At 57.1% G+C, this 16,341-nt stretch carries 17 protein-coding genes; 5 read left to right on the top strand and 12 right to left on the bottom strand.

Going from position 1 to position 16,341, the window contains the following annotated elements; genetic code table 11:
• The first annotated feature begins 79 nt into the window (after nt 1-79).
• Nucleotides 80-889, top strand: a complete 810-nt coding sequence (gene proC, locus F8562_RS19700; protein WP_004848157.1) for a pyrroline-5-carboxylate reductase — start codon at nt 80-82, stop codon at nt 887-889.
• Between the two features lie 46 nt (nt 890-935).
• Here proC and psiF read toward each other — a convergent pair whose 3' ends face one another.
• From psiF to F8562_RS19660, 8 genes are all read right to left on the bottom strand, one after another.
• Nucleotides 936-1,256 carry a phosphate starvation-inducible protein PsiF gene (gene psiF / locus F8562_RS19695; protein ID WP_004132478.1) on the bottom strand — a complete coding sequence of 107 codons (321 nt, stop codon included), beginning with the start codon at nt 1,254-1,256 and terminating at the stop codon, nt 936-938.
• A 90-nt stretch (nt 1,257-1,346) separates the two neighbouring features.
• Nucleotides 1,347-2,777: an alkaline phosphatase gene (phoA, locus tag F8562_RS19690; RefSeq protein ID WP_025107196.1), complete on the bottom strand. Its 1,431-nt coding sequence runs from the start codon at nt 2,775-2,777 to the stop codon at nt 1,347-1,349.
• A gap of 88 nt (nt 2,778-2,865) precedes the next feature.
• Complete coding sequence (gene iraP / locus F8562_RS19685) at nt 2,866-3,126, bottom strand: anti-adapter protein IraP (RefSeq protein ID WP_014228140.1); 261 nt, start codon at nt 3,124-3,126, stop codon at nt 2,866-2,868.
• A gap of 227 nt (nt 3,127-3,353) precedes the next feature.
• Entirely contained in the window at nt 3,354-4,346 is a 993-nt protein-coding gene (gene idnR / locus F8562_RS19680) for a DNA-binding transcriptional regulator IdnR (RefSeq protein WP_014837560.1), read from the bottom strand.
• Nucleotides 4,347-4,412: 66 nt separating this feature from the next.
• Nucleotides 4,413-5,699 (bottom strand): MFS transporter, encoded by a 1,287-nt coding sequence (locus F8562_RS19675; RefSeq protein ID WP_042934006.1) that lies wholly within the window; start codon nt 5,697-5,699, stop codon nt 4,413-4,415.
• A gap of 94 nt (nt 5,700-5,793) precedes the next feature.
• Entirely contained in the window at nt 5,794-6,558 is a 765-nt protein-coding gene (gene idnO, locus F8562_RS19670; protein WP_014228137.1) for a gluconate 5-dehydrogenase, read from the bottom strand.
• A 177-nt stretch (nt 6,559-6,735) separates the two neighbouring features.
• On the bottom strand, nt 6,736-7,935 hold the full coding sequence (locus F8562_RS19665; RefSeq protein WP_014837558.1) for a multidrug efflux MFS transporter: 1,200 nt from the start codon (nt 7,933-7,935) through the stop codon (nt 6,736-6,738).
• A 169-nt stretch (nt 7,936-8,104) separates the two neighbouring features.
• The gene (locus F8562_RS19660) at nt 8,105-8,788 is read right to left on the bottom strand and encodes an extensin family protein (protein ID WP_014837557.1); all 684 of its coding nucleotides are present in this window, start codon (nt 8,786-8,788) and stop codon (nt 8,105-8,107) included.
• 101 nt (nt 8,789-8,889) lie between these two features.
• On the opposite strand from F8562_RS19660, the gene ddlA reads away from it, so the two are divergent.
• Nucleotides 8,890-9,987, top strand: coding sequence for a D-alanine--D-alanine ligase (gene ddlA / locus F8562_RS19655; RefSeq protein ID WP_014228134.1), 1,098 nt, complete (start codon nt 8,890-8,892; stop codon nt 9,985-9,987).
• A 113-nt stretch (nt 9,988-10,100) separates the two neighbouring features.
• Here the strand turns inward: ddlA and F8562_RS19650 are convergent, their stop codons facing one another.
• The gene (locus F8562_RS19650) at nt 10,101-10,304 is read right to left on the bottom strand and encodes a DUF2754 family protein (RefSeq protein WP_004132489.1); all 204 of its coding nucleotides are present in this window, start codon (nt 10,302-10,304) and stop codon (nt 10,101-10,103) included.
• Nucleotides 10,305-10,559: 255 nt separating this feature from the next.
• Between F8562_RS19650 and F8562_RS19645 the strand changes: the two genes are divergently transcribed.
• The gene (locus tag F8562_RS19645) at nt 10,560-10,862 is read left to right on the top strand and encodes a DUF2755 family protein (protein ID WP_009653569.1); all 303 of its coding nucleotides are present in this window, start codon (nt 10,560-10,562) and stop codon (nt 10,860-10,862) included.
• Here F8562_RS19645 and F8562_RS19640 read toward each other — a convergent pair.
• From F8562_RS19640 to F8562_RS19630, 3 genes are all read right to left on the bottom strand, one after another.
• On the bottom strand, nt 10,859-11,965 hold the full coding sequence (locus tag F8562_RS19640) for a DUF1615 domain-containing protein (protein WP_014837556.1): 1,107 nt from the start codon (nt 11,963-11,965) through the stop codon (nt 10,859-10,861). The genes F8562_RS19645 and F8562_RS19640 overlap by 4 nt on opposite strands.
• Nucleotides 11,966-11,983: 18 nt before the next feature.
• Nucleotides 11,984-13,204 carry a peptide antibiotic transporter SbmA gene (gene sbmA / locus F8562_RS19635; RefSeq protein WP_014228132.1) on the bottom strand — a complete coding sequence of 407 codons (1,221 nt, stop codon included), beginning with the start codon at nt 13,202-13,204 and terminating at the stop codon, nt 11,984-11,986.
• Nucleotides 13,205-13,321: 117 nt separating this feature from the next.
• Entirely contained in the window at nt 13,322-13,834 is a 513-nt protein-coding gene (locus F8562_RS19630; protein WP_160741885.1) for a cysteine hydrolase family protein, read from the bottom strand.
• Between the two features lie 220 nt (nt 13,835-14,054).
• On the opposite strand from F8562_RS19630, the gene ampH reads away from it, so the two are divergent.
• Nucleotides 14,055-15,215, top strand: coding sequence for a D-alanyl-D-alanine-carboxypeptidase/endopeptidase AmpH (ampH, locus tag F8562_RS19625; RefSeq protein WP_014837555.1), 1,161 nt, complete (start codon nt 14,055-14,057; stop codon nt 15,213-15,215).
• 106 nt (nt 15,216-15,321) lie between these two features.
• Nucleotides 15,322-16,296, top strand: a complete 975-nt coding sequence (gene hemB, locus F8562_RS19620) for a porphobilinogen synthase (RefSeq protein WP_014837554.1) — start codon at nt 15,322-15,324, stop codon at nt 16,294-16,296.
• The last annotated feature ends 45 nt before the right edge of the window (nt 16,297-16,341 follow it).

Raw genomic sequence — 16,341 nt, 5'->3', positions numbered from 1 at the left:
CGCCTGCTTTTGCCTTCCGCGAAAGCAACAAGATGTTAAGCTATATCGCTAACGATAAAACAAACAAAGGGGATTGGTGATGGAGAAGAAAATCGGCTTTATCGGCTGCGGCAACATGGGCAAGGCCATCCTGGGCGGCCTGATCGCCAGCGGGCAGGTGCAGCCGGGTCAAATCTGGGTCTATACCCCGTCGCCGGATAAAGTGGCGGCCCTGCACGACCAATACGGCATTAATGCGGCGCAAAGCGCGCAGGAAGTGGCTCAGGTGGCGGATATCGTTTTTGGCGCCGTAAAGCCGGGCGTGATGGTAAAAGTGCTCAGCGACGTCGCCTCCAGCCTGAATAAAGACTCTCTGGTGGTTTCTATCGCCGCGGGCGTAACGCTCGACCAGCTGGCGCGCGCCTTAGGCCATGACCGCAAAATAGTCCGCGCGATGCCCAACACGCCTTCGCTGGTCAACGCGGGGATGACGTCGGTCACGCCGAATGCGCTGGTCAGCGCCGAAGAAACCGCGGAGATCCTGACCATATTCCGCTGCTTTGGTCAGGCGGAAATCATTGCTGAGCCGATGATTCATCCGGTGGTCGGCGTCAGCGGCTCCGCGCCGGCTTACGTCTTTATGTTTATCGAAGCGATGGCCGACGCCGCTGTGCTTGGCGGAATGCCCCGCGCGCAGGCTTATAAATTCGCGGCGCAGGCGGTGATGGGCTCGGCCAAAATGGTACTCGAAAGCGGCGAGCATCCGGGAACGCTGAAGGATATGGTGTGTTCGCCCGGCGGCACCACCATCGAAGCCGTGCGCGTGCTGGAAGAGAAAGGCTTCCGTTCTGCCGTCATCGAAGCGATGGTGAAATGCATGGAGAAATCAGAGAAGCTGAGCCGTTCCTGATTGCAATAGCGAATAGCGGGTGAGGTTTCCCTCACCCGCCCATTTCTTACACCTGTTTTTTCAGGCAGGCGCTCATAAATTTGCTGCGATCGTCCCCTTTCAGGGACTGCTGGGTCGCCTGAGCGTTACACTCGCGCATTTTCTGCTGCTGAGGCGTTAGCCCCTTACCGTCCTGCGCGGCGCCATCTTTCTTCAGGCAGCTACTCATAAACGTTTTACGCTCATCCCCTTTCAGCGACTTCGATGACGCTTCTTTATTGCAGACGCTCATCTTTTGCTGCTGAGGGGTCAACTCTTTTTCCGCGGCACTCACCGCTGTCATAAATACCAGGCCAAAAAGTAAGGTCACAAGTAATGTTATTTTCATCGCACCATCCTCTATGAGTGGATCTCTGTAAGTCTGGTCGCTGATGGAGAAAAAACCAGCCGGTAACGAAAATTCATCACCGGCGCCCGGTTATTTCAGATTAAGTGCGGCTTTCATGGTGTAGAACAGGTCCGTCTGGTCGGTTAAACCCACCACGTTGGCCGCGTGCGGGCCGTAGGCGGCAATACGCAGCTGGGTGCCGGTATGTTCCATCGACTCTTCTTCAGAGTTGCCGTAGCTCATCACCATCACCGAACCATCTTTGGTGTTCAGCGCCTGCGTCAGGCCCGGCGCTTTGGTATCTGCCGGGATAATCTGGCTGGCGTGAGCGTGGTCGGCGGTGACGATAACCAGGGTATTGCCCTCTTTTTTGGCAAATTCCAGCGCCTTCTGTACCGCTTCGTCCAGATCGACGGTCTCGCCAATCTGACCGCACGGATTCGCCGCGTGATCCTGTTTATCGATAGAAGCGCCTTCCACCTGCAGGAAGAACCCCTTCTCATTGCTGCTCAGCAGATCGATGGCTTTTTCGGTCATCTGCGCCAGCGTCGGCACCGATGCATCGCGTTTCGGGTTCGGCGTACAGGTCACCGCCGCCTTATCGATATTGCCGTGATAAGACGCCTTTGGGCCTTCCCAACGCACCGGCATATTGCCTTCCGCGAAGAGACCGAGCAGCGGTTTGTCCTGATTGGCCTGGCTAATGGCGGCCAGCGAGCTGGCGTCGGTGACGATCTGGTAGCCGCGGGCTACCGCCTGATCGTGCAGCGTTTTGCCCTGCCATTCACCGGCCGTCGCGCTTTCCGCGAAGGTTTTCGCACCGCCGCCCAGTGTTACGTCGGGACGGGCGTTCAGCAGCTGTTCGGTAATCGAACCTTTACCGCCCTTTTCCAGCGCGTTGCTGGCGCATTTTTCGCTGGTCACGCTCGGGCCGTAGCATTTACGCGACGTCACATGCGCCACCAGCGCAGCGGGAGTGGCGTCCTGCAGTTCCGCCGTGGAGACGTTACCGGTAGCTAAGCCCGCCGCTTTCGCCAGCTCAAGGATGGTCTGATGATCTTTTTCATGGATATCCACGCCCAGCGCGCCGTTATAGCTTTTCACGCCGGTGGTCCAGGCCGTTGCGGAAGCGGCGGAGTCGGTGACATAATCCGGCTTGCCGGTTTTCTTATCCAGAGAATAATGGGTGTACTGGCCGGTCAGCGGCAGCGCGTCAATGCCTTTAAAGAAGCCGCCCGCCCCTTCTGCATAATTTCGCGCGGCGGTGATTTCAGAATCGCCCATTCCGTCGCCAATCAGCAAAATAATATTTTTAGCCGGTTTATTGATTAACGAAGCGCGCAGCGCCTCGGTCTGGTCACCGCTTAAACGACGCGCGCCGCCCGGCGTGGTGATATCGCCCTGCGCGGCACGATTTTCCAGAACCGGTGCGGTTGTTGTTTCTGCGTGAATAATCGGGGAGCCCAGCAGAGGCAGCAGGGCAATAAACAGGGCGCTTAATTTCACTTTTATCGTCTCCATGTAAAAAATACTTTAAAAAACAAAACGAGGGAGACTGTATAAAAGCGATGTGACAGTAAAATGACAGCATCCATACCCTGTCACAAAACTAGCTACGAGGATGCCGTAACAGCTTCTTTATATATTGCTGCAGGAGCTGGGTATCGCGGTCATCCACCAGCGGGCCGGGGCTGGCCTCATCGATTGCCTGCTCAATATCGATGATGAGCGCCTGCTGGGCGTCCTGCTCCATATGACGTAGCAGAGCGGTCACCACCACTTCCAGCGCCTCAACCTGGGCCGTCAGCTCCTTCGATTCTTCTTCCTTTTGGGCGAGTTTTACCAGTAGCTCAGCAATGAGATTCTTCACAGCACTTTATCCTTATGCGAGGTCCGTAGTCTGCTATTTATGTCATACATTAGCCGTCGGTTGCCACTATTATTTTTTAAAAAAGTTCGCCACGCCGGTGAATAACAAGCGAAACGTTTTGCTCTTTGCATGCCACCCGCCAGGAATTTACTCAATGCGGATTAATAAGCATCATAACCAACTTTAACAAATAAGAATAAAATGGAATATCGCTATTCTATCGATAACTATAACGTATCGCCATAATATATCTGGTAGGCCAGATTCACGCTGTCCGGCGCGTCTTTACCGGCCAGGCGCGCAATAAGTATTTCGCTCGCCGTTTTACCGATTTCATAACGTGGGGTAATGACGCTGGCTATTTTTTGCAGCCGCGCACGGCCAATTTCCAGCCCGTGAAAACCGGCGATGGCGATCTCCTGCGGAACGGCTTTCCCCTGCGCCTGGCACTCGAGCAGCACCCCCACCGCCAGATCGTCGTTGGTACAAAAAATGGCGTCAATATCCGGGCGCGTCTGCTGCATCTGCAGGAACATCTGCCGGCCAAGCGCAACCGAGGAGATGGTCCGCGGCGCCATGTGATACGCCTTCAGGCCGTGCTCCGCCAGCGCCAGCTCGGTGCCGCGGAAGCGGCTTAAATCGCGGGGATCGTCCATTGAACCAAAAAAGGCGATCGCCCGTTTGCCGCTCTCAAGAAAAGCATGAGTCATATCCCACGCCGCCTTTTCGTTATCGAACCCCACCTGGATATCCAGCTGCTGGCCGCCGTAGTCCATCAGTTCAGCGACGGGGATACCGCTGGCGCGCACGTACTGCACCATGCGATCGCTGTGCTGCTTCCCGGTCAAAATCAGCCCATCGATATTATAAGAGAGCAGATTGAGCACTTCGCGCTCTTCGCGCTGCGGGTCATATTCGTAGTTGGCAATCAGGGTCTGATACTGGTGCGCGGAGGTCACCGACTCAATGCCGGCCAGCACATCGGCAAAAATCTGGTTGCGGAAGGAGGGAATAAGCACGCCAATCGTTTTACTCCGGGCGTTAAGCAGGATTTCCGGGGCGCGGTTAGGGATATAGTTGTTCTCTTCCATGACCTTTGAAATCAGCTCACGGCTGCGCTCAGAAACCTGGCCGGGGTCACGTAAATAACGGCTGACCGTCATTTTATTCAGCCCCGCCAGGTTGGCGATATCCTGCAATGTCATCCGGTTGTTTTTCATCAGGTTCTCTACGACAAGCGACTTTTATGCTCGCAGAGAACCTTACCACAGCAGCGGCGGTTTATGTTAGCCGGCAACCTTTTTTGCCGTCACCGGGGGGACGGGTTGCGGGTTAGCGCGCACGTTGTACATCAGCACGACGGAGGACAGCAGCGCGACAGCCATAAAGGTATAGGAAACCCCCGGCCCGCCGGTAATCCCGTTGAGGTACCCCACCAGCCACGCGCCAAGGAAAGCGCCGAGCGCGCCAAAGCTGTTGATTAAGCCCATCGATACGCCGGAAACGTTGCGCGGCAGCAGTTCAGGAATAAGCGCGAAGAACGGCCCATACGGCGCATACATGCAGGCCGCGGCAATGACCAGTAGCGCATAGGAGAGCCAGAACGCCTGGTTGCCCACCAGCCAGGAGCCAAAGAAAGCGATAGCGGCAATCAGCAATAACGGCCAAATAAACAGTTTACGATTCTGGCACTTATCCGACAGCCAGGAGACCGTCAGCATCAGGATAATTGCCGCCAGGTACGGCACCGCCGCCAGCCAGCCCACCGCCACGATATCCATCTGCGCGGCGTTCTTCAGAATCGACGGCATCCACATCATGAAGCCGTACACGCCGATGCTCCACAGCGCGTGCACGGCGCAGAGCATGATCACATTGCGCGAGCGCAGCGCTTCACCGTAGTTGCGCACCGGCTTGATATGACTCTGCTCGCTGTCCATCACCTTCTGCAGGGTCTCTTTTTCCTGCTCATTCAGCCAGGAAACCTCGGACGGTTTATCGCGCACCAGTATCCACCAGCATACCGCCCACAGTACCGCCGGAATGCCTTCGATGATAAACATTTCGCGCCAGCCCCACGCCTGAATCAGGTAGCCGGAAACGATGGACATCCACAGCACCGTTACCGGGTTTCCGAGGATCAGGAACGTGTTGGCGCGCGAACGCTCGGTTTTCGTAAACCAGTTGCTGATATAAATCAGCATCGCCGGCATCACCGCCGCCTCAACCACGCCAAGGGTAAAGCGAATCGCCATCAGCATCGGAATATTGCTGACGAACCCGGTCGCCGCCGCGCAGAATCCCCATAAAATCAGGCTAAAGAAAATCATTTTTCGCACGCTGCGTTTTACCGCATATATCGCGCCGGGTACCTGGAAAAAGAAATAGCCGAGAAAAAATAGCGCGCCAATAAGCGATGCCGTTCCTTTGGTAATACCCAAATCGCTTTCAATTCCCGCCGCAGCGGCAAAACCATAATTCGCACGGTCAAGGTAGGCCAGACTATAGGTAATAAATATAATCGGCATTAAATACCACCAGCGACGCGCGGGTAATTTCGCGAGCATGTGCATAAGCACTCCTCAGATATCAATATCATCACACGGGTTTAATACTCTGTCCTTCAGGTAGTGCGGGCACGCTGCTGCCCGAAGGACGCGAAGTGATTCAGACAGCGGCAAGCATTCCGCCGTCCACAAACAGCAAATGACCGTTAACAAAGTTTGCCGCCGACGAGGCCAGATATACCGCGGCGCCAATCAGTTCTTCCGGTTTTCCCCAGCGCGCCGCCGGGGTACGCTGGTACAGCCAGGCGGAAAACGCCTCATCGTTGACCAGGGCGGCCGTCATGTCGGTGGCAAAATATCCCGGCGCGATACCGTTAACCTGAATATTATATTCGGCCAGCTCAACGCACATGCCGCGGGTCAGCATTTTAACCGCCCCTTTCGAGGCCGCGTAAGGCGTAATGGTTTTACGCCCCAGCTCGCTCTGCATTGAGCAAATATTAATTATTTTCCCCGCGCGGCGGCCCATCATATATTTCGCCACCTGCTGAGAAACCAGGAAAACGCCCTTCTGATTGACCTCAATAACGTTATCCCACTCCTCCTCCGGAAATTCGGTAAAAGGGAAACGCCGCTGGATCCCGGCGTTATTAATTAAAATATCAATGGCGCCGATCTCCTCTTCGATGCGGGCTATCGCCTGCTCGACCTGCGCCGCCCGGGTGACATCAAAGGCGACCCCTACCGCATGAAAACCCTGCGCCACCAGCGCCTGCGCCGCCTGGTCCGCGCGCGCCTGGGTGCGGTCGTTGATGATGATCTCCGCGCCGTACTCCGCCAGGCCGCCGGCCAGCAGATGGCCAATCCCCTGAGCGGAGCCGGTGATCAGTGCGCGCTTCCCTGACAAATCAAATAAATTTCGCATAAAACCTCTTTTTCAATAACTGTTACGCGTAACTGTATACGCGTAACAGTCAGGAATAGAAGAGGATGAGAGGGGAAAATGATCGTTTTGTGATCGGTGATACATTTAAAGCTTCGGGAACACCGAGGCCGCTACTGACGCTGTCGCATCCATCGCGGCCGAGGAGAAAGAGCGGAATTAAGCCACAGGACGGCGGCTGCGGCGCAGCATGATGGCCAGCTGCCAGATATTGATCAGGACAATAACCGCCGTGGCGATAAACACCCAGCGGAAGCCGGCCATGGCCGAGACCGACGCGCCGATCAGCGGCCCGGCCACGTTGCCAAGATACATAAACGACTGGTTATAGCCGAAAATACGCCCGGTGACGCTGTCGCTACAGTATTTGAGCAGAAGGGTTTGCACCGCCGGCAGCATCGCCCCATCGGCAAAACCGAGCAGGAAACGCAGCACACCAAGCTGGAATGGGGTGGTAACGAACGACATGGCAAAGAACATCACCACCGCGCAGCACAGCGTCGCCAGCAGGATCCGCGAGGTGCCGATCCTGTCGCCCAGTTTCCCCAGACGGGGAGCCGAAATCAGCGCCGACACGCCCGGCACGGCGGCGATCATGCCGGCGAGAAAGGCGATGTTATTGCTATCCGGCGCCATCGACTTGATAAACAGCGCCAGAATCGGGCCGATTGAGCCGTTGCACAGTTGGATCACCAGAGTGGTGAAAAACAGGCTGATCACCAGTCCCGGATAGGGCAGCGAGGCAAATACCGCCTTGCCGCTCAGCCGCTCCGCCCTGGTGACCTGCGGCCGGGCGCCCTCTTTAATCAGAAACAGCGTCACCAGGAAGCTTACGGTCAGCAAAATCGCGGTGATGATAAATACGGCGCGCAAACCGACGTGGTCGGCCAGGAAACCGCCGAGCAGCGGCCCGCCAATCACGCCGCTGATCTGCGCCGTCGACAGCGTGCTCAGCGCCCAGCCGCTACGCTCGCGCGGAACCTGAGACGCCACCAGCGCCATGGCGTTGGGAATATAGCCGGAAGTCAGTCCCATCACCGCGCGCAGGATAAACAGCTGCCAGACGTTGGTGGCGAACGCCTGAAGTAAAATGGCGATGGCCATCCCCAGCGAGGCGCGCAGCAGCATCAGCTTGCGCCCTTTGCGGTCGGCGAGGCTCCCCCACATCGGCGAGACAATCGCCGACACCAGAAAAGTGACGCTAAACGTCAGGCCCGACCACATGGATAACGCTTCATGCGAGGTCACGCCCAGTTGGGAAACGTACAGCGGCAAAAAGGGAAGAATTTGGCTGATGGCCAGGCCGGTAAAAAAACAGCCAAACCAGACGGAGATAAGATTAACCTTCCAGGATTCCATAACTACGCGTATTCATTAATTTTTTGGCAATTATTAACTAGCTTAGCAATTTCCCCTGTCCGACGTACTACCAGAGATGCGCTGACGGCGAGTTTAGTGTTTTATGACACCAGATTGCCCTGTTGCGAATAATTTCGTGGTGAAAAGCGTGGTATACAGCGAGTTATGCTCAGAAACAGAACCCCTGGCCGCGCATACCGAGGTGAAAATGGTTCGCATGGGCCGCGTTATAGTCCGGCCCTAAAGCGTTGCCGTAATAGCTGCAACCGCCGGCCAGTAACGCCTGTAGCCAGGGGTGATACTGCGCATCGGGCCACCCTTTCAGCACGCTGATGCGTCGGCCATCGGCCAAATGAAAGCCGCTGATATCCAGCGCCTCCGCGGTAGCGTGCTCACTGCGCCGCGCGTTCTGACGATGGTAAATATTACGGCAGGCATAGCTGCCAAAATGGTCGACCTGGCGGAGCTCTTGCCCCAGCATCCGCCGAGTCAGCGGTTTCGCCTGCTGTTGCAGATACAGCGCGCTGCTTAACGCCAGCGGGCAGCTGGCGAGGAAGCTGCTGCTGAGCTTTACCGCGCCAAAATCGCGTACCCGAACCACGTTTTGCAGGGGGCACTCTCCCCCGCTATCGGCCACCGCCCGGCTGGTGATGAGATTTCGCTGATTCGCTTCCTTCAGCAGGTTGGCGCACTGTCCGGGCGTCAATCGCCGCAGCTTATAGTGGGTGATGAACCCCGGCGGATCCTCCAGACGCAGCGGCGCCAGCGGGTTATAGTGCGCGGGAAGATAACGATAGCCGTAATATCCGGCCGCCAGCAGCGCCAACAGAACGATAAGCCCTTTTCCTTTCACGCGCTGCCTCCCAATGCTTTACCCGGTGAATATTATGGCAGCCAGGCGGCCGTTTCACATGCTATGTTATGCCCTTTGATGTAATCATGATGGAAGTTGAAATGGCTAAGATGAGGGTTGGGATCGTTTTCGGCGGTAAGTCGGCAGAACATGAAGTATCGCTACAGTCAGCGAAAAATATCGTGGAAGCCATCGACAAAACGCGCTTCGACGTCGTTTTGCTGGGGATTGATAAGCAGGGGCAGTGGCATATCAACGACGCCAGCAACTATCTGCTCAATCCGCAGGACCCCGCCCATATTGCCCTGCGCCCATCCGATATTACCCTGGCGCAAATTCCCGGACGCGAAGCGCAGCAGCTGATTAACGCCGATAGCGGCCAGCCGCTGGCGGCCATCGACGTCATTTTCCCGATTGTTCACGGCACCCTTGGGGAAGATGGTTCTCTGCAGGGTATGCTGCGGATGGCTAACCTGCCCTTCGTCGGCTCCGACGTCCTCGGCTCCGCCGCCTGCATGGACAAAGACGTGACCAAGCGTCTGCTGCGCGATGCCGGGCTGTCGATTGCGCCTTTTATTACCCTGACCCGCGCCAACCGTCATCAGGTGAGCTTTGCCGAAGTGCAGGCGAAGCTGGGCCTGCCGCTGTTCGTCAAACCGGCGAACCAGGGCTCCTCGGTGGGCGTCAGCAAGGTCAACAGCGAAGAGCAGTATCAGCAGGCCGTCGCCCTGGCCTTCGAATTTGACCATAAAGTGGTGGTTGAACAGGGGATTAAAGGGCGTGAGATCGAGTGCGCGGTATTGGGCAACGATAATCCCCAGGCCAGCACCTGCGGTGAAATCGTCCTCAACAGCGAATTCTACGCCTATGACACCAAGTACATTGACGATCAGGGCGCGAAGGTGGTGGTTCCGGCGGCCATCGACAGCGATGTAAACGATAAAATTCGCGATATCGCCGTTCGCGCCTATCAGACCCTCGGCTGCAGCGGGATGGCGCGCGTCGATGTGTTCCTGACCGCCGATAACGACGTGGTGATTAACGAAATCAATACGCTGCCGGGCTTCACCAACATCAGCATGTATCCGAAGCTATGGCAGGCCAGCGGTCTGGACTATACCAGCCTGATTAGCCGCCTGATTGAGCTGGCGCTTGAGCGTCACGCCGCCGATCGGGCGCTGAAAACATCGATGAATTAAGCCCGGGTAAGCGTTTAGGCCGCGACCCGGGGAGTGCCGGGGTTGATGTATCAGCCCGGCATCTTCCCGGCTCGCGCTGCGCTTAGCCGGGCTACGGGTTCACCACCTCCGGTTCACGCTTCCTCTGCCGGGCGGCGGCGAATAATAAACCCGGCAATCCAGAAGCTAATGACCCACGTCACCAGCCCAACCGCGTAAGAACGCCAGCCTTCGGTTTCATACCCGAGCAGCCCGACCACGCCATTCATAATAAAAATTAACCCCAGCGCTACCGCGTAGTAGTGCCAATCGCGGCGGATTTTTTCCGTGAGTTTCATAACCACTCCGACAACAAAAAAAGCATCTTCGCATAGCCGCCACCGCGGGTCTGTAGCGGCGTTGAGAATTGTCGCACATTGCGATATTGGTCTAAATTTCACAAATTTGTAGCAAACTCACAACCCGATGAAATCAGGAATATTCCTGGGCGGAAATTACCAGCAATCTGATACTGAAATCCCCCCTTCGTTGCCAGAATTACCCTCTACGTCGCCGTGGAAAAAACGGCAAGAAAGTGAAGTACGGAGGTCAAGATGGCAGAGTTCACCTTTGCAAAGACCGTCAACGGCGGCAAAAAGAGGGGCTCTCTCACCGGCAGCAACATCGCTTACGCTCTGTTTGTGCTGTTTTGCTTCTGGGCCGGTGCGCAAATGCTGAGTATGCTGATCCACGCGCCCGGCGTTTTTGAGCATCTGATTCAAATGCAGGACAGCAGCCGCCCGCGGGTCGAGATTAGCCTGGTGGTCGGTACCCTGTTCGGCCTGATTCCCTTCCTGGCGGGCTGCGTGCTCATTGGTATTCCTGGGCTGATATTCCGCTGGCGCAGCCGCCGCTAACGGCGCGCCATACAGCTGGCCCGCCGGTCGTCAACGCGTTTGGCAAACCAGGCGGTCGTCAGGTTACGGGTGATTTTCGGGCTCTCAAGCTGAATGCCCGGCAGCACCTCCCGCGGGAGCGTTTTGCCGGCTTTCTTATCGGCAATGCGAAACACCTGCTTATAGAGATCGCTCTCTTCAAACGCCAGGGTATCGCCCTTCTTTAACTGACGATGGATATCATCATCGCTCATTGCCAGCTGTGAGGATAACCGGCGCACCGCCAGTTCGGTGGTTCCGGCCTCGTCGCTATCGTAGCGAATCAAATCGCCATCCAGCGCCAGCTTCACGCCCGTCGCTTTTGCGACGGCGTTCTGGAAGGCGGCGTTGCGGCTGGCGTACCATCCGGCGTTGAAATCGGCAAAACGGTACAGCGGTACGCTGTAGTTCGCCGGATAGTTCAACAGATGATAGGTGCCGAACCACAGACCGCCGCGCAGGCTGAACACCTCCTGGCGTACGGTACCGTCGATTTTCCACGGGTAGCCGTCGGTATGCTGCTCGGCGAAGGCGATGCTGACCTGCATCGGGCCGCCGGTATGCACCGGGTTCAGCGAGCCGAACAGCTTCTGCCCCATCGGCACCATGCCGATAAAATCATCGAAAATCGCGCTCAGCTGCTTTTCGGTTTTCACGCTATCGAGGCGTTCGCTATAGCTTTTGCCGTTGGGCGATTTGATTTTCAGCGCGGTATGCACCAGAAAAACCGGGATATGCATTTTCTCCGCCCGGCGGTCAATCTCCTGCCAGGCGATTTTATTCAGCCCCGGCACCGCCGGGTCGGCCTGATAGTTGGACTCCTGCTGCGCCACCGCCAGCACTGAACAGACGTTCTCTTCCGTCGGCGCCAGCTTCTGGCTGGCAAAGGTTTTGGCGATGGCCTGCGCCCAGGCCTCGCGATCTTTCACGCTGGCGGGCATTTTCTGCCGCACCACCGTGGCAACATCAATCGCCTTTTCGCCCTTTTTCAGCTCCGGCTCCGGCTTGCTGGAGCAGGCGGTGAGGACAATCCCTGCCAGTAGCGTCAGGGTGAGAGAAGTGATTCGGGATTGCGCTACCGGCATGGTTCATCCTTGCGTTGATCAACTTAATGTTTGCGTCACGGTCTGCAGCTCTTTGCCATCCAGCTCACGCTCGAAGCTGCGCAGACGTTTGTAGATAGACATCAGCTCAACCAGTGTAGTCCATGAGCTAATCAGATACTGGAATGAACCGCGGACCTGGCCAAAGACGTTGGTGATCTGGGTCATCAGGCCCAGCGTAATCGTACCGGCAACAATCGACGGAAACAGCAGGAACAAACCGAAAACGTTATCCACCTGCAGATACAGAATACGGGCGATATTGAAATACATGTAGTGGAAATAGAGGCGGAAATAGTTGCGGCGCACGGCGCCAAACAGCTCACGCACCGTCGGCGGCGTCGCGCGGTTGGCGTCATCTTCGCCGTACACCAGCTCTTTACGATAGGCTGCCTCAACGCGCTGGTTTTTGAACTCCAGGCCGGGCAGCTTGATCCCCACCACCGCCAGCAGGCCGGTACCCATTAACGACCAGACAATGGCGGCAATCACCAGGCCGTAGGGCAGGTGGCCGACAATCGGTAAATCCGGGACGTGCGCGGAGAGCGTCACCAGCACCGGCAGGAAGGCGATAAGGGTCATCACCGCATTAAGGAAGCTGACGCCCATGCTCTCCAGGGTGGAAGCAAAGCGCATGGTATCTTCCTGCACACGCTGCGCCGCGCCTTCGATATGGCGCAGATGCTGCCAGTGCGCCATATAGTGTTCGTTCATGGCGGTACGCCAGCGGAAAACGTAGTGGCTGACGAAGAAGTTGTTCATCACCCCGATGACCACCGCGATAAGCGCGATGCCGAGAAAGATGCCAATCTCCTGATAAAACTGGTTAATGCTGACCTTATGCGGCGTCGCCAGCGCGGCCTGAATAAGATCGTAGAACGGGGCGTACCAGGCGTTGATCGCCACCCCGACCTCGACCAGAAACCAGGTGACGAAAATAATCAGCGAGGTGCCGAGGATCGACCAGTACTGCCAGCGGTGGGGGCTGTAAATAAACCAAAAGAGGGCGAAAACGCCCACGCAGAATACGTAGAACGCGTAGAACACCAGGTAATTGAGCGACCAAAAGCGCGCCGCGCTAATCGCCACATCCTGAGATGCGCCGGTGACCCGCAGCAGCCAGTCGCCGCCGCCCGCCTGCCAAAAGATCACCGCCAGCAGCGACCACATAAAGGCAGAAATAAAAAACGGCCCCGGTTTGGGGAAAAAGGATTTAAACATCATGCTCTCCTGCTAACTTCTTTTTCGTTTTGCTGTGCTGTGTACCACAAAGACGCCCGCCGCAAAGCCGTCGCAGCGAAGCAAAGTGGGCGGATGATGAGACCGGATATCAGCAGCTTAGTTCGCCGACCATCCGTTCAGAATTGTTTCTGTCGATTTCACCTGTAAAGGATTGCCCGGAACGGTCAGCGTACGCCACACCTCGTTGTAGTGGGCGATCAGCGTGACGGCCTGCGCCGCCGGGCGGTTGGCTGTGGTATGGGCATCTTCAGCGACGGTAATCGCATAGCCCCGGCTGGCGCCGTTTTTGATGGTGGTATCTACGCAGTAGTCGGTGGCGCAGCCGCAAATCACAAACTGCGTGATGTGATGTTCGCGCAGCACCTCTTCCAGGCGGGTGCGGTAAAAGGCGTCGCAGGCGGTCTTGGTCACGAACAACGCGCCTGCCGGCTGGTGCAGTTCAGGCAGCAAAGCAAAACCTTCGCTCCCCTCTTCCAGACCGCCCTCTTCGCAGTGCTGAATGAAGATAACGGTATCCGCGGCGTTTATCAGGCGGTTAATTTGCGCCGCGCAGCGCTCGCGCTCAATACGCGGCGTCGCGAAAACGCCGTTTTGCATATCCACTACCATCACTACCCGTTTCGCCGCCATCGTCTCTTGCCACCCATGTTTAGCCAAAACGAATATCATACGCGCCCGCAGGCGAAAGCCGCTATCCGAAAGCAAAAAAAGGATTTTTTACGCCAGGTTACGTTTTTCCGCACAGAATGGCGTTATTAGCGCTTTGCTCGGCGGCGCTTCGTAGTATAAATACGCTCTATATTTTTCTTCACCATGATGGATGCCCCCGTTGAAACGTAGTCTGCTCATTTTTGCTGCGCTGTGCGCGGCGTCGTTGACATCGGCCCAGGCCGCGCAGCCGAGCGTCGACCCGGAATTCGCTGCGGATGTTGTCGACCGTTACGCTAACCATATCTACTACGGCAGCGGCGCGATCGGCATGGCGCTGGTGGTTATCGATGGTAACCAGCGCGTATTCCGCAGCTTCGGCGAGACGCGCCCGGGCAATAATGAGCACCCGCAGCTCGATTCGGTGATTCGCATCGCCTCCCTGAGCAAGCTGATGACCAGCGAAATGCTGGTCAAACTTCTCGACCAGGGCGTGGTGAAGCTCAACGATCCGCTGAGCAAATACGCTCCGCCGGGCGCGCGCGTGCCGACATATCAGGGAGCGCCCATTACGCTGGTGAATCTGGCGACCCATACCAGCGCCCTGCCGCGCGAGCAGCCCGGCGGCGCGGCGCATCGTCCGGTGTTCGTCTGGCCGACGCGCCAGCAGCGCTGGAACTGGCTCTCCACGGCAACGTTAAAAGCCGCGCCGGGTTCCCAGGCCGCCTATTCCAATCTGGCGTTCGATTTACTGGCCGATGCGCTCTCTACCGCCGCGGGCAAGCCCTGGCCGCAGCTGTTTGAAGAGCAGATTACCCGTCCGCTGGGGATGAAAGACACCACCTTTACGCCTTCGCCCGATCAGTGCCGGCGCCTGATGATCCCGGAGAAAGGGGCCAGCCCGTGCAACAATACGCTGGCGGCCATCGGCAGCGGCGGCGTTTACTCCACGCCTGGCGATATGATGCGCTGGATGCAGCAGTTCCTCTCTTCCGATTTCTTCACCCGCGGGCAGCAGGCGGACCGGATGCAGACGCTCATTTATCAACGCAGCCAGCTGACGAGGGTGATCGGGATGGACGTGCCGGGCAAAGCCGATGCGCTGGGTCTCGGCTGGGTCTACATGAAGCCGAAAAACGGTCAGCCGGGCATTATTCAGAAGACCGGCGGCGGCGGCGGTTTTATCACCTACATGGCGATGAACCCGCAGGCTAACGTCGGCGCCTTCGTGGTGGTCACCCGCTCTTCATTGACGCGTTTCAACAACATGAGCGATGGCGTCAACGAGCTGGTCAGCGAATTAAGCGGCGACCGCCCCGGGATTGAGACCGCCAGCCAGTAACCTGTTGGGATGTTTTGCCGACGATAGATAAGGATCGTTTTGGCGAAACATCCCGCCGCCAATTGAGGTAAACTCGCTTTTTTCATTTCACAAAATCAGGCAAACCATGACAGATTTAATCACTCGCCCGCGCCGACTGCGCAAGTCCGCTTCGCTACGTGCCATGTTTGAAGAGACAACACTGAGTTTGAACGACCTGGTGTTGCCGATCTTTGTTGAAGAAGAAATCGACGATTACAAAGCCATCGAAGCGATGCCCGGCGTGATGCGTATTCCGGAAAGACACCTGGCGCGCGAAATCGAGCGCATTGCCAACGCCGGTATCCGTTCGGTGATGACCTTCGGCATTTCCCATCATACCGATGCCGTTGGCAGCGATACCTGGAACGAAAACGGCCTGGTAGCGCGCATGTCCCGCATCTGTAAAGAGGCGGTGCCGGAGATGATCGTGATGTCCGACACCTGTTTCTGCGAATACACCTCCCACGGCCACTGCGGCGTGCTGTGCGATCACGGTGTCGATAACGATTTAACCCTTACCAACCTCGGTAAGCAGGCGGTGGTCGCCGCTGCCGCAGGCGCGGATTTTATCGCCCCGTCCGCCGCGATGGACGGCCAGGTGCAGGCCATTCGCCAGGCGCTGGACGCCGCCGGATTTACCGATACGGCGATTATGTCCTACTCCACCAAGTTCGCTTCATCGTTCTATGGTCCGTTCCGCGAAGCCGCGGGTACCGCGCTGAAAGGCGATCGTAAAACCTATCAGATGAGCCCGATGAACCGCCGCGAAGCGATTCGCGAATCGCTGCTGGACGAAGCCCAGGGCGCCGACTGCCTGATGGTCAAACCGGCCGGTCCCTATCTCGATATCCTGCGCGATCTGCGCGAGCGCACCAACCTGCCGCTCGGCGCGTACCAGGTGAGCGGTGAATACGCGATGATTAAGTTCGCCGCCCAGGCCGGCGCTATCGATGAAGAGAAAGTGGTGCTGGAAAGCCTCAGCGCAATCAAGCGCGCCGGCGCGGATCTGATCTTCAGCTACTTCGCCCTCGATCTCGCCGAAAAGAAAATCCTGCGTTAATTCGGCTATTACCGTTCCCCGGTCGCGGCTATACGACCGGGCTAC

The organism is Klebsiella sp. RCJ4 (genome assembly GCF_009025755.1).
In the GTDB taxonomy this organism is placed as follows: domain Bacteria; phylum Pseudomonadota; class Gammaproteobacteria; order Enterobacterales; family Enterobacteriaceae; genus Klebsiella; species Klebsiella michiganensis.
Note: the sequence above shows the minus strand (reverse complement) of the source record. Positions and strands in the feature narration are given on the sequence as shown.

What these genes read in the sequence shown, in the direction of transcription:
- proC (WP_004848157.1), top strand. Translation starts at nt 80, where the DNA reads ATGGAGAAGAAAATCGGCTTTATCGGCTGCGGCAACATGGGCAAGGCC.
- psiF (WP_004132478.1), bottom strand. Translation starts at nt 1,256, where the DNA reads ATGAAAATAACATTACTTGTGACCTTACTTTTTGGCCTGGTATTTATG.
- phoA (WP_025107196.1), bottom strand. Translation starts at nt 2,777, where the DNA reads ATGGAGACGATAAAAGTGAAATTAAGCGCCCTGTTTATTGCCCTGCTG.
- idnR (WP_014837560.1), bottom strand. Translation starts at nt 4,346, where the DNA reads ATGAAAAACAACCGGATGACATTGCAGGATATCGCCAACCTGGCGGGG.
- F8562_RS19675 (WP_042934006.1), bottom strand. Translation starts at nt 5,699, where the DNA reads ATGCACATGCTCGCGAAATTACCCGCGCGTCGCTGGTGGTATTTAATG.
- idnO (WP_014228137.1), bottom strand. Translation starts at nt 6,558, where the DNA reads ATGCGAAATTTATTTGATTTGTCAGGGAAGCGCGCACTGATCACCGGC.
- F8562_RS19665 (WP_014837558.1), bottom strand. Translation starts at nt 7,935, where the DNA reads ATGGAATCCTGGAAGGTTAATCTTATCTCCGTCTGGTTTGGCTGTTTT.
- ddlA (WP_014228134.1), top strand. Translation starts at nt 8,890, where the DNA reads ATGGCTAAGATGAGGGTTGGGATCGTTTTCGGCGGTAAGTCGGCAGAA.
- F8562_RS19650 (WP_004132489.1), bottom strand. Translation starts at nt 10,304, where the DNA reads ATGAAACTCACGGAAAAAATCCGCCGCGATTGGCACTACTACGCGGTA.
- F8562_RS19645 (WP_009653569.1), top strand. Translation starts at nt 10,560, where the DNA reads ATGGCAGAGTTCACCTTTGCAAAGACCGTCAACGGCGGCAAAAAGAGG.
- F8562_RS19640 (WP_014837556.1), bottom strand. Translation starts at nt 11,965, where the DNA reads ATGCCGGTAGCGCAATCCCGAATCACTTCTCTCACCCTGACGCTACTG.
- sbmA (WP_014228132.1), bottom strand. Translation starts at nt 13,204, where the DNA reads ATGTTTAAATCCTTTTTCCCCAAACCGGGGCCGTTTTTTATTTCTGCC.
- F8562_RS19630 (WP_160741885.1), bottom strand. Translation starts at nt 13,834, where the DNA reads ATGGTAGTGGATATGCAAAACGGCGTTTTCGCGACGCCGCGTATTGAG.
- hemB (WP_014837554.1), top strand. Translation starts at nt 15,322, where the DNA reads ATGACAGATTTAATCACTCGCCCGCGCCGACTGCGCAAGTCCGCTTCG.